The 13279-nt window shown below is 63.5% G+C and carries 9 protein-coding genes; 7 read left to right on the forward strand and 2 right to left on the reverse strand.

Annotated elements, in window-relative coordinates; all coding sequences use genetic code 11:
- Positions 1-28: 28 nt before the first annotated feature.
- Positions 29-307, reverse strand: a complete 279-nt coding sequence (locus BW992_RS19685) for a DUF1652 domain-containing protein (RefSeq protein ID WP_072398453.1) — start codon at positions 305-307, stop codon at positions 29-31.
- Positions 308-500: 193 nt separating this feature from the next.
- Positions 501-1964, reverse strand: a complete 1464-nt coding sequence (locus tag BW992_RS19690; protein ID WP_076406943.1) for an MFS transporter — start codon at positions 1962-1964, stop codon at positions 501-503.
- A gap of 134 nt (positions 1965-2098) precedes the next feature.
- Here BW992_RS19690 and BW992_RS19695 point away from each other — a divergent pair, with 134 nt between their 5' ends.
- The 7 genes from BW992_RS19695 (at position 2099) to BW992_RS19725 (ending at position 13209) form a co-directional block, all read left to right on the forward strand.
- Positions 2099-3013 (forward strand): LysR family transcriptional regulator, encoded by a 915-nt coding sequence (locus BW992_RS19695; RefSeq protein WP_072398455.1) that lies wholly within the window; start codon positions 2099-2101, stop codon positions 3011-3013.
- Positions 3014-3415: 402 nt separating this feature from the next.
- Entirely contained in the window at positions 3416-4873 is a 1458-nt protein-coding gene (locus tag BW992_RS19700) for a serralysin family metalloprotease (RefSeq protein WP_076406944.1), read from the forward strand.
- Positions 4874-4973: 100 nt separating this feature from the next.
- The gene (locus BW992_RS19705; RefSeq protein WP_083526381.1) at positions 4974-5396 is read left to right on the forward strand and encodes an AprI/Inh family metalloprotease inhibitor; all 423 of its coding nucleotides are present in this window, start codon (positions 4974-4976) and stop codon (positions 5394-5396) included.
- 194 nt (positions 5397-5590) lie between these two features.
- Positions 5591-7366 (forward strand): type I secretion system permease/ATPase, encoded by a 1776-nt coding sequence (locus BW992_RS19710; RefSeq protein WP_076406945.1) that lies wholly within the window; start codon positions 5591-5593, stop codon positions 7364-7366.
- Positions 7363-8709, forward strand: a complete 1347-nt coding sequence (locus tag BW992_RS19715) for an HlyD family type I secretion periplasmic adaptor subunit (protein WP_076406946.1) — start codon at positions 7363-7365, stop codon at positions 8707-8709. Before BW992_RS19710 ends, BW992_RS19715 begins: the two co-directional genes overlap by 4 nt.
- Before the next feature lie 14 nt (positions 8710-8723).
- The gene (locus BW992_RS19720; RefSeq protein WP_076406947.1) at positions 8724-10067 is read left to right on the forward strand and encodes a TolC family outer membrane protein; all 1344 of its coding nucleotides are present in this window, start codon (positions 8724-8726) and stop codon (positions 10065-10067) included.
- A 121-nt stretch (positions 10068-10188) separates the two neighbouring features.
- A complete protein-coding gene (locus BW992_RS19725; RefSeq protein ID WP_231991137.1) occupies positions 10189-13209 on the forward strand; it encodes an autotransporter serine protease in 3021 nt (1006 codons plus the stop codon).
- The last annotated feature ends 70 nt before the right edge of the window (positions 13210-13279 follow it).

Genomic DNA, 13279 nt, shown 5'->3' on the forward strand with positions numbered 1-13279 from the left:
AAAAGCCCACTGGCGTGGGCTTTTTTCGTCAGGATGCAAATCGCCTCAAGCCAACGGGAGGCACAAAGGCTTCCAGCTCCGCTTCCACCGCCTCGATGATTCGCTCCACATCGGGAGCGTTCATCACGGTCGCGCAGGGAATGCCCGCAATCGCGATCATGGTTTCGCCGCTGGCGCGGTCGAACAGACGGGCCACCATGCTGCCCGGGGCGTCCATACTGGCCTCGAAACCCATGGGATGGAAATGCCAACGCATCAACTGGCAGGCGTTGGGAAACGTAACCTTGCCGGACGATCCTCTATTCATCTGTTGCCCGCCCTCTTCATCAAGCGCTTCCTTTTGCTCATGTCAGGAAGGAAGAACCATCATGGCTCTACCAGTGAGACCTAAAAATAGCACCTGAAAATGAATGTCATGTGGCTTTTTTCAGTCCATTTTGCGATTGGTTCACTTTTTTTTGATCTGCATCATGACTTGGGCATTTGAAATCATATTGCCATCATTGGCGGGGTGGGGACGCTTCAACCTCCCGAAACGGCTCTGGGACGCGGCTTCGCAAGGCAATGCCCAAAGCCAGGACCAGCAATAATGAAGCGACGGCGAAGGTGAAATTCAGGCCGTTGGTGACCGCTTGGGCAGTGGCCGCGCCGATACCGTTCGTCGGCAGCGCGGCGGCGAAGACCGCGCCGAGCACCGAAGCGCCGGTGAAGAACCCCAGATTGCGCGACAGGTTGAGCAGCGCGGAGATGACGCCACGCCTGCTGGCGGGGATTTCGGCCATCACCGCTGTGTTGTTGGCGGTCTGACACAGTGCGTAGCCCACGGTGGTCACCATGATCGTCGCGATGTAGCCGGTCGTTCCCAAAGACGCTGACAACAGCGTCAGCCCGACGCAGCCGAGCAGCATGATCGCCAGCCCGATCAACCGTATCGTGCCCGCGCCGAACCGGTCCACCAGGCGCCCGGCAGGCACCCCGCTCAACGCGGTTGTGGCGGGTCCGACGGCCAGGGCCAGCCCCACCTGGGTCGCCGGTAGGCCAAGGGCGATGGCCAGGTAGAACGGCCCCACCAGCAGGGTCGCCATCATCACCGTCGCCACCAGGGCGTTGGTGGCCAGGCCACCGACCATGGGGCGATCACGCAACAGCCCCAGGGGAATCAATGGCGATATGGCTTGCTTCTGGACCCGGATGAACAACCCCACGCACAGGGCGGCCAGCGCCAGCAAGGCGGCATGAGTCCCGTCGAAATGCCCGCGACCCTGGGTCATGGCCAGCGCGTAGGCGCCCAGGGCCATCGCCAGCAACACCGTGCCGGGGATATCGAAGCGGATGCTGTCGGTGCTGGTCGCGCTGGCGCGTGCAGGCAGGAAGCGCCAGGCGAGCAGCAGCGTCAGCAGCCCCAAGGGGACGTTCAGCAGGAAGATCGCCTGCCAGCCGAACCCCTCGATCAGCGTGCCCCCCAGGGAAGGGCCAAGGGCCGTACCCACCGCCGACAGGGTGCCCAGCAGCCCCATGGCGCTGCCGGTCCGGTCCTTGTCGACCAATTCGCCCACCAGGGCCAGGGTCAACGTCATCATGATGGCCGCCCCCAGGCCTTGAAAGGCTCGTCCCGCGACCAGCCACCCCAGGGACGGTGCGAGGCCGCACACGGCTGAGGCCAGGGTAAACAGCAGGATCCCGGCCAGCAGCAGTCTGCGTCGCCCCAGCAAGTCCCCCAGGCGCCCGACGCTGACGATCAAGGTGGTGATCGCCAGCAGATAAGCCAGCACCACCCATTGCACCGCCTGAAACGATGCATTCAGCCCGTGGGCCAGCGCCGGCAAGGCCACTGCAGCGACACTGGCGCCGAGAGAAGCCAGGAGCGTCGCCAGCGCAAGGCTGGACAGCGCCCAGCGTGGCCAGGCCGTGGTCCGAGGAGATGTGTCGAGTGGCGGGCACTGTTGCGTATTGACTGGCTTCATCGCGGTTCCTCTGTCTGCGGCTTTCCTGAAATGGAGCTGTCAGAACGGTACGCCCAGGCTTAACATGGCGGAAGACGCAGCATTTGCACTTTATAGCTGCATACGACGCCATCTCTTAGTACAGGGCCGTGCGAATGTCCGTTCCAGACCTCAACCTGCTGATCACCCTCGATGCATTGCTGTCGGAGGGCAGTGTGGCCCGTGCCGCCAAGCGGCTGCGGCTCAGCCCGTCGGCGATGAGCCGGGCACTGGCACGGTTGCGGGACACCTTGGCAGACCCGCTGCTGGTGCGGGCCGGGCGAGGGTTGGTCCCCACGCCACGGGCGCTGGCGTTGCGCGAGCAGGTCGCACAGTTGGTACAGGATGCCCAGGCTGTGCTGCGCCCCGTGCAGATTCCGGACCTGCGACGGTTGAGCCGGACCTTCACCTTGCGCACCCGTGAAGGGTTCGTGGAAAACTTCGCGGCGGACCTCATCGCCCGCATCGCCGAGCAGGCGCCTGGCGTGCGGTTGCGCTTCGTGGATAAGGCCAACAAGGACAGCACGGCCCTGCGCGAGGGCAGCGTGGACCTGGAAACCGCTGTCGTGGACCAGGACACCGGCCCCGAATTGAGAACCCAGGCGTTGTTCACAGACCGTTTCGTCGGGGTGGTGCGCGTGGGGCATCCGCTGAGCCTGGCCCAGGTCAGCGTCGCCGACTACGTGGCGGGCGGGCATATCGGGGTTTCCCTGCGCGACCTCGATCACGGCCCCATCGACCGCGCGCTGGCAGCGTCGAACCTGTCGCGAGACATCGCTATCACGGTCCCCGGGTTTTCCACGGCCCTGGGGCTTGCCGGTGCCAGCGACCTGATCGCCACCGTGCCCGAACGCTACACCGAGCGGCTTCGCGTCGGCTTGCACAGTTTTGCGCTGCCGTTTGCGGTGCCGTCCTTCACGATAGCCATGCTCTGGCACCCACGGATGGAGGCCGACCCCGGGCATCGTTGGCTTCGAGGTTGCCTGCGAGAAGTCTGCGCGGCGAAAGTCGGTGAACACGAAAAGCCTTGATGCTCCTTACATGCGTTGAAAACCGCCTCGCCTGACCTTCGTCCCAAGAGTTTTCGTAGAGTGCTTGGTAGATATTGATTAATAGCGTTTCGCTGGCACTTAGTTGTTGAAACTGCGACGGGTTTCGCCAAGTCGTGTTTATCGATATTTAATATTTAAATAGGATTTTGTCCGACAATCCTAAACGAAATTCGATAAGCGCCCGTATTAACGGGGACAGCGCCGCGTACCCGGCTTAGTTGCTTGAACGGGTGCTTTGCGGGTTCGAAAAAATTCGCTAGACGTTTGATTTCGAATTGTGTCAGTTTTCTTGCGTCCTCAATTGGGCGAGTGATTGGACGATCTCGCCAGAGATTGTCTGTCTGACAAAAACTGTTCCATTGCAAACAAGGAAGTGTGTTTATGTCGAAAATCAAAACCAGCGCCATTGATTCTGCCGATCAACTCCTGTGGGCTCCGCAGCCCTTGGCCGCCCCCAGTACCGCATTCAACCAGATCAATAATTTCAGCCATCAATATGACCGGGGTGGGGACCTGACCATCAACGGCAAGCCTTCGTATTCCGTGGATGAAGCCGCCACCCAGTTGCTGCGTGATGGCGCGGCCTACCAGGATCGGGACGGCAGCGGCAAGATCGAGCTGACCTATACCTTTCTGACCTCTGCCTCCTCGAGCACCATGAACAAGCACGGGATCAGCGGTTTCAGCCAGTTCAGCGCCCAGCAGAAAGGCCAGGCGGTCCTGGCCATGCAGTCCTGGTCGGATGTTGCCAACGTCACGTTTACCGAAAGGGCCAGCGGCGGCGACGGCCACATGACCTTCGGCAACTACAGCAGCGGCCAGGACGGTGCGGCGGCCTTCGCCTACCTCCCTGGTACCGGCGCGGGGTATGACGGGACGTCCTGGTACCTGATCAACAGCAGCTACACCCAGAACAAGAACCCGGACCTCAACAACTACGGTCGCCAGACCCTGACCCACGAGATCGGCCACACCCTTGGCCTGGCCCACCCCGGCGACTACAACGCCGGTGAAGGCAGCCCGTCCTACGATGATGTCACGTATGCCGAGGACACCCGCGGCTACAGCCTCATGAGCTACTGGAGCGAAAGCAATACCGACCAGAACTTCAGCAAGGGCGGGGTCGAGGCCTATGCTTCCGGACCGTTGATGGACGACATCGCCGCCATCCAGAAACTCTACGGGGCCAACACCAGCACCCGTACCGGCGATACGACCTACGGCTTCAATTCCAATACCGGTCGCGATTTCCTCAGCGCTTCGTCATCGTCGGACAAGGTGGTGTTTTCGGTATGGGACGCGGGCGGACGCGATACGCTGGACTTCTCCGGCTTCACCCAGAACCAGAAGATCAATCTCAACGATGCCTCGTTCTCTGACGTTGGCGGCATGGTCGGCAACGTGTCCATCGCCCAGGGCGCAACCATCGAAAACGCCATTGGCGGCTCGGGCAGCGACCTGCTGATCGGCAATGAAGTGGCCAACGAGCTCAAGGGTGGTGCCGGCAGCGACATCCTGTGGGGCGCGGGCGGCGCGGACAAGCTGTGGGGCGGTTCGGGCTCGGACACCTTCGTGTTCGCGGCCAGTTCCGACTCGCGTCCGGGCGCCACGGACCAGATCCTCGATTTCGTCAGTGGCCTGGACAAGATCGACCTGACGGGCATCACCAACGGCGCAGGCCTGCATTTCGTCAATGCCTTCACCGGTGCGGCGGGCGATGCGGTGCTCTCGACCTCGGGTGGCAATAGCGTACTGGCGGTGGACTTCTCCGGCCATGGCGTGGCTGACTTCCTGGTCAGCACCGTCGGCCAGGCAGCCGTCTCGGACATCGTGGCCTGATATCGCTACCCTGGGGCGCTGGCGCTGGTCGTGTTGAAGACGCACGGCTGGCGCCAGCCCCCAGGGGCAGCGTTGGAATCAAGAAATGAGTAGAAATTCCATGCACCGTAGCGCCCCGGCAATCGCCTGGCTACTCGCTACCTCGCTATCGCTTTTTGGAGAAGTCGCCATGGCACGCAGCCTGTTGCTAGCAGAACCCTCACAGTTGGCTGGTGTCTGGCGGGCCGTCTTGTCTGGCCCCCAGGAAAATGCGCCGGCCCAGGCATTGCAGGACAAACCGTCCAACACTTGCACGATCGAGCTCAACGCGGACCAGAGCCTGGGCGGCCAGACCGATTGCCTGGGTCACTGGCTCGGAGATGAACCGGTGCATTGGTTCCCCGAACCCGATGGGCTTTCGCTGATCGGCAAACAGAATGCCCGGACACATCTGGGATTGCGCCAGACGGACCATTACCAGGTGACGCTGAAATCCGGATTGAAAATCCTGCTTGAACGCGATATCCCGCAAAGCGCGCGTTAAATCGTTCGTACAATATCGCCGATTTGCACTCGCTTGTTTGAACAGGTGCGAACAGGGGTGTGTGCCACTTGAATGAGTAGGGGTTGCACGAAAAATTGCCGAGGGACGATCAGGCACTTTTCGTACAAAGCCTGGAAGATTGGCAAGTTGCAGAGTTATCAACTCACTGGCAAAGCCAACAGCAAGGAAGATCGATGAACATGGCAAGGAGCGCTGCCGCGCTGCCGCTGATTAAAGCGCTGGGCGATTATAAGAATATTCTGTTGAGTGTCGGTTGTTTTACTGCGCTGATTAATGTCCTGATGCTGGCACCTTCGATATATATGCTTCAGGTGTACGATCGCGGGCTGTCTTCGCAAAACGAAACCACATTGGTGATGTTGTCGTTGATGGTGGTGGGGTTTTTCGTGTTCATCGGGCTGTTGGAAATGGTCCGCAGTTTCATCGTCATCCGCATTGGCAGCCAACTGGAGCGGCGCTTCAACCTCCAGGTCTACAAGGCCGCGTTCGAGCGCAACCTGTTCCAGGGCGAAGGCAACGCCGGCCAATCCCTGGGCGACCTGACCCATATTCGCCAGTTCGTCACCGGGCCGGCGCTGTTCGCCTTCTTCGATGCACCGTGGTTCCCGATCTATCTACTGGTGATCTACCTGTTCAATGTCTGGCTCGGCGTGTTCGCCACCGTCGGCACTTTGTTGCTTATCGGCCTGGCCTGCCTGAACGAAATCATGACCAGCAAGCCGTTGGGGCAGGCCAGCGGTTATTCGCAGCAGTCCAGCCAATTGGCCACCAGCCACCTGCACAACGCCGAATCCATCCAGGCCATGGGCATGCTCGACGCCTTGCGCAATCGTTGGTTTGCCGTGCACTCGCGTTTTCTCGGCCTGCAGAACCAGGCCAGCGATACTGGCGCGGTGATCAGCGCCTTCAGCAAGACCCTGCGCCTGTGCCTGCAATCCCTGGCACTGGGATTGGGCGCGGTGCTGGTGATCAAGGGCGACATGACCGCCGGCATGATGATCGCCGGCTCGATCCTGATGGGCCGGGTGCTGAGCCCCATCGATCAGTTGATTGCAGTATGGAAGCAGTGGAGCGGTGCCAAATTGGCTTATCGCCGTCTGGACGCGCTGTTGCGCGCCTACCCGCCCCAGGACGACACGATGCCATTGCCACCGCCCAAGGGCCAGGTGAGCTTCGAACAGGTCAGCGCCGGGCCTCCCGGACGACGCCAGGCGACCTTGCATCACGTCAGCTTCGGTCTTGCCGCCGGGGAAGTGCTCGGGGTGCTGGGCGCCTCGGGGTCCGGCAAGTCCACCCTGGCCCGGGCGCTGGTGGGGGTATGGCCGCTCCTGGGGGGCACGGTGCGGCTCGACGGGGCCGATATCCATCGCTGGAACCGCGACCAGCTGGGCCCGTACATCGGCTACCTGCCCCAGGACATCGAGCTGTTCAGCGGCACCATCGCCGAGAATATCGCCCGGTTTCGCGAGGCCGATCCGCAGAAGGTCGTTGCCGCCGCGCAGCAGGCCGGCGTGCATGAGCTGATCCTGCGCATGCCCCAAGGCTACGACACGCTGCTTGGAGAGGACGGCGGCGGCTTGTCGGGTGGCCAGAAACAACGGGTGGCCCTGGCCCGGGCGATGTACGACCGGCCGAGCCTGGTGGTGCTCGACGAGCCCAATTCCAACCTCGACACCGTCGGCGAGGCCGCCCTGGCCAGCGCCATTGCCCTGATGAAGGCCCAGGGCACCAGTGTCGTCCTGGTGACCCATCGTTCTTCGGCCCTGGCCCAGGCCGACAAGCTACTGGTGCTCAACGAAGGCCGGCTCCAGGCCTTCGGTCCGAGCCAGGACGTGCTGCGAGAGCTGTCCGGACAAGCCCAGGCCCCACGGGATAAGCCCCCGGCAGCGCCCAGCGGAGTGAGCATGAGCCGCCAGTATCACGCCAACCGCCAGCCCGGCAGCGTATGAACAAGGATCGCGATATGAGCCTCGAACATTCTTCGCGCTCGGGACAACACCTCGAGCGTCCCGAACGCGACGCCCGTTTTTTTACCCGCATGGGCTGGGCATTGGCGCTCATCGGCGCGGGCAGTTTTTTCACCTGGGCCAGCCTGGCGCCCCTGGACCAGGGCATCGCCGTGCAAGGCACCGTGGTGGTCTCAGGCAAGCGCAAGGCCGTGCAGTCGATGAGCAGCGGCGTGGTGAGCCGGATCCTGGTGCGTGAAGGCGAGGCGGTCAGGCAGGGCCAGGCGCTGTTCCGGCTTGACCAGACCCAGGCCGCTGCCGATGTGCAATCGCTGCAGGCCCAGTACCGCATGGCCCGGGCCAGCCTGGCGCGCTGGCAAAGCGAGCGGGACAACCTGGGCCAGGTGAGCTTCCCGTCAGAGTTGGGCGATGACCTGGATCCCCGCCTGGCGTTGGTGCTCGAAGGCCAGCGCCAGCTGTTCAGCAGCCGCCGCGAGGCCTTTGCCCGGGAGCAGGCCGCGTTGTGCGCCAGCATCGATGGCGCCACGGCGCAACTGGCGGGCATGCGTCGGGCTCGCAGCGACTTGAGCGCCCAGGCCGATTCGCTGCGTTCGCAACTGAGTAACCTGCAACCTCTGGCGGACAATGGTTACATCCCGCGCAATCGCTTGCTGGAGTACCAGCGGCAATTGTCGCAGGTACAGCAGGAGCTGGCCCAGAACGCCGGTGAAAGCGGCCGGGTGGAGCAGGGCATCGTCGAGTCGCGCCTGAAGCTGCAACAGCATGGCGAGGAATACCAGAAGGAAGTGCGCAGCCAGTTGGCCGATGCCCAGCTCAAGAGCGAAACCCTGCAACAGCAATTGAAATCCGCCGGCTTCGAGCTGCAACACAGCGAGATCCTTGCCACCGCCGACGGCATCGCCGTCAACCTCGGGGTGCACACCGAAGGGGCGGTGGTGCGCCAGGGCGATACCTTGCTGGAAATCGTGCCCCAGGGCACGCGGCTGGAGGTGGAAGGGCATCTGCCGGTCAACCTGGTCGACAAGGTGGGGCTTGATCTGCCGGTGGACATCCTCTTCACCGCCTTCAACCAGAACCGCACCCCCAGGGTCGCGGGCGAAGTCAGCCTGGTCTCGGCCGACCAGATGCTCGATGAGAAGACCGGCGAGCCGTATTACGTGCTGCGCAGCAATGTCGGCGAGCAGGCGCTGGAAAAGCTCAATGGCCTGGTGATCAAGCCTGGCATGCCGGCGCAGATGTTCGTGCGCACCGGCGAGCGCTCGCTGCTCAACTACCTGTTCAAACCGCTGCTCGACCGAGCCGGCTCTGCGTTGACCGAAGAATAAGGATGTCCGGTGGCATGAAGTATTTCCAGTGGTTGGCGGTGCTGGCCGTTTCCGCCTGCGGCAACGTCTGGGCCATGGGGCCATTCGAGATCTATGAGCAGGCCCTGCGCAACGACCCGGTCTACCTCGGGGCTGTCAAGGAACGCGACGCGGGCCTGGAGAACCGCGCCATCGGCCGTGCGGGGCTGCTGCCTCACCTGGGTTACAGCTATAACAAGGGGCGTAACCGATCCAAGGTGACCTATCTCAATGACCATGGCGCCAGTCAGCATGACAATCGCAACTACAGCAGCTACGGCTCCAGCCTGACCTTGCAACAGCCGCTGCTGGACTACGAGGCCTACGCGGCCTATCGCAAGGGTGTGGCGCAGGCATTGTTCGCCGATGAAAATTTCCGCAGCAAGAGCCAGGAGCTCCTGGTGCGGGTGCTGAGCCATTACACTCAGGCGCTGTTCGCCCAGGATCAGATCGACATCGCCCAGGCCAAGAAACGGGCGTTCGAACAGCAGTTCCGGCAGAACGAACACATGTTTCGCCAGGGCGAAGGCACGCGCACCGACATCCTCGAGGCCGAGTCGCGATACGAGCTGGCCATTGCCGAAGAAATCGAAGCCCGCGACGAGCAGGATGCCGCCTTGCGTGAGCTTGGCGCGCTGATCGGTGTGCCGGCGCTGGACATCGGCGACCTGGCGCCACTGAACGAGACCTTCCAGGTGTTCACCCTGCAACCGGCCAGTTTCGACAGCTGGCATGGCCTGGCGGTGAGCAACAACCCGACCCTGGCTTCCCAGCGCCAGGCGGTGGATGTGGCCCGCTTCGAAGTGGAACGCAACCGCGCCGGACACCTGCCCACCATCAGCGCTTATGCAACGATGCGTCAGAACGAGTCCGAAAGCGGCAACACCTATAACCAGCGCTACGACACCAACACCATCGGCCTGGAAGTCAGCGTGCCGTTGTATGCCGGCGGCGGGGTCTCGGCGTCGACCCGCCAGGCCAGCCGCAACATGGAACAGGCCGAATACGAGCTGGATGCCAAGACCCGCGAAACCCTGATCGAGCTGCGCCGCCAGTTCAGCGCCTGTGTGTCGGGGGCGAACAAGCTGCGGGCCTACCAGAAAGCCCTGAGTTCCGCCGAAGCGCTGGTGGTCTCCACCCGGCAGAGCATCCTGGGCGGCGAACGGGTCAACCTCGATGCGCTCAATGCCGAACAGCAGCTCTACACCACACGCCGCGACCTGGCCGAGGCCCGCTATGACTACCTCATGGCCTGGACCAAGTTGCACTACTACGCCGGCACCCTGGGGGAACAGGACCTGGCGAAAGTGGACGAGGCCTTCGTGACACGGGGGCAATAGCCGACCAAGGCAACCCAAGGATTCTTGCAACAACTAAGGATGGTTCGTGATGAAGACCGATAACAAGAAATACCCCTCGCTACCGGGGCGCCTGTTCCTGCCCAGGACGCTCAACCGCGCCATGCTCTGCGCCCTGGCTACCCTGGGCACGGCCCAGGCGGCGCCCTACGTCGAGGGTGGCCGGCCCGGGGATCCGGCCAGTTGGCGCAGCGCCGAATTCGATGCGCAGTGGGGGCTTGGGGCGATCAATGCACAGCAGGCCTACGCCGCCGGCTACACTGGCAAGGGCGTCAAGCTGGGTATCTTCGATCAACCGGTCTATGCCGCCCACCCGGAATTCTCCGGCACCGACAAGGTGGTGACCCTGGTCACCAGCGGCATTCGCGAATACACCGACCCGTACATTCCGGTGAAGGCCGGCGACCCGTTCCGCTATGACGGCTCTCCCACGGTGGGCTCCGATGGCAAGCTCGGCTCCCATGGTACCCACGTCGGCGGGATCGCTGCCGGCAGCCGCGATGGCGGGTCGATGCACGGCGTGGCGTTCGATGCGCAGATCATCAGCGCCGATAACGGCGACCCGGGGCCTGAAGACGGCATTATCCGGGGCAACGATGGCGCGGTGTACAAGGCCGGTTGGGATGCGCTGATTGCCAGCGGGGCTCGGATCATCAACAACAGCTGGGGCATCGGCATCACTGACCGCTTCGACCAGGGCGGCCGTGACCCGGCATTTGCGCATTTCACCGTGCAGGATGCGCAGTTGCAGTTCGACCAGATCGAACCGCTGCTGGGTACCCGGGCCGGGGGCGCCTACGAAGGGGCCATCGCCGCGGCCCGCAGCGGGATCGTCACCATCTTCGCCGCCGGCAACGACTACAACCTCAACAACCCCGACGCCATCGCGGGCCTGGCGTACTTCGTGCCGGACATCGCCCCCAACTGGCTGACGGTGGCGGCCCTGCAGATCAACCCTGACACCAGCAGTGCCGACCCGTACACCATCAGCACCTTCTCTTCGCGCTGTGGCTATACCGCCAGTTTCTGCGTCTCGGCACCGGGCACCCGGGTCTACAGCGCCGTGATCGGCGGCACCAGCCTGGACGACCTGACCGTGGGCTACGCCAACAAGAGCGGTACGTCCATGGCCGCGCCCCATGTGGCCGGCAGCGTGGCGGTGCTGATGGAGCGTTTCCCCTACATGACCGGTGCCCAGGTGGCCAGCGTCTTGCGCACCACGGCCACGGACATGGGCGCGCCGGGTGTCGACGCGCTGTACGGCTGGGGCATGATCAACCTGGGCAAGGCCATCGACGGGCCGTCGATGCTGGTGACCGCGCAGGATATACCCCAAGCGTTTCGGGTCGATGGCGCCTATGGCTCCGGCCAGTTCGTCGCGAATCTGCCGGGGATCGGCGCGGTCATCGATGCAGGCCTGCCCACCCAACGAGTGTGCAGTGGCATACAGTGCGGCCTGGATGTCTGGCGCAACGATATTTCCGGGCACGGCGGCCTGACCAAGGAAGGCATCGGCACCCTGGTGCTCACCGGTAACAACACTTACAGCGGACCGACCCTGGTCAACGAAGGGCGGCTGGCGGTCACCGGCTCCCTGGCCTCGGCCGTGACCGTGAACGAGGGCGGTATCCTCGGCGGCAACGGTCGCATCGCCAGCCTGACGGCGAAACGCGGCGCCAGCGTGGCACCGGGCAACTCCATCGGCACCTTGCAGGTGGCCGCAGACGTGACCTTCGAGCCCGGCTCGAATTACGCGGTAGAGGTGTCTCCTGTCTCCAGCGACCTGATCGTTGCCGGCGGCAAGGCCATCATCGACGGGGCGACGGTATCCCTGTCTCTGGAAAACAGCCCGACACTGCTCACCGCCGGTGAAGTGAAAAGCCTGCTGGGCCGGCAATTAAACATCCTGCAGGCGGCCGGCGGCATTGAAGGGCGCTTCGATCAGGTGTTGCCCGACTATGCGTTCCTGGGCGGCGACCTGGCGTACTCCGCCAGTGGCATCCAGTTGGCGGTGGCGCGCAACGCGACCTCCTTCAGCAGCCTTGGCCTGACGCCCAACCAGCGCGCCGTGGCGAGCGCAGCCGAGCAATTGGGGGCGGGCAACGCCTTGTATGAAGCGTTGTTGCTGTCCCCCAGCGCCGCGGTGGCGCAACAGGCATTCCAACAACTGTCCGGCGAGATCCACCCGGCCATCGGCACGTTGCTGATCAATGACAGCCGTCATCTGCGCGACGCGGTGATCGACCGGTTGCGACAGGACGCGCTGTACGACGCCGCCGCGCCGACCGATGCCGGCAGCAATGCCTGGGTCAAGGTCCTGGGAGCCTGGGGCAAAAGCGACGGCGGCAACGAAAACGCCAGTTCCACCAGCTCCATTGGCGGTCTGCTGGCCGGTGTGGATGGCCTGGTCGCCGACGGGACGCGGCTGGGCTTCGTCACCGGGTACAGCGACAGTTCGTTGAGCATGGGGGATGGCACCCACTCGTCAGCCAAGGCAGACAGCTATCACCTGGGGGCGTACCTGGGGCATGAGATCGATGCCCTGCGCCTGACGGTGGGTGGTGCCTACGCCTGGCATCGCATCGATGTCCAGCGCGACCTGCAATTCAACGAGGTGAACGGCCGGGAGAAAACCAAGCGTGATGCCCGCACCGCCCAGTTCTTCACCGAGGCGGCGTATCGCCTTGATCTTGAACCCGTGGCCCTGGAGCCGTTCGCCAACCTGGCCTATGTGCACCTGGACAGCGACAGCTTCCATGAGAAGGGCGACGCCGCGGCCTTGCGTGCCGGTGACGACCGTCGCGACGCGCTGCTGTCGACGCTGGGCGTGCGGGCCGGGCATACCCTGGCGTTGTCCAGGACGCAGCAGTTGCAGCTGTCCGGAACCCTCGGCTGGCAGCACAACCTGAGCGACACCCGTTCCGAGCAGGACCTGGCGTTCGTCGGCGGTGGCAGCACCTTCGCGGTGCAGAGCGTGTCCATGGACCGCAACGCGGCGGTGGTGGGGGCCCGTGCCGGGCTGGCGGTGGCCAAGGACGTCCAGCTCAACCTGGACTACAACGGCCTGCTCGGTTCCCGGGACAAGAACCACGGCGTCGGCCTGACGCTGGACTGGCGCTTCTGAAAACGTTGCCCGGCCGCTGCTGTGCGAGCGCGTCGGGCAAGGCATATCCACTCATTCCAACAACAAAAAG

It is taken from the genome of Pseudomonas sp. 7SR1 (genome assembly GCF_900156465.1).
Classification (GTDB): domain Bacteria; phylum Pseudomonadota; class Gammaproteobacteria; order Pseudomonadales; family Pseudomonadaceae; genus Aquipseudomonas.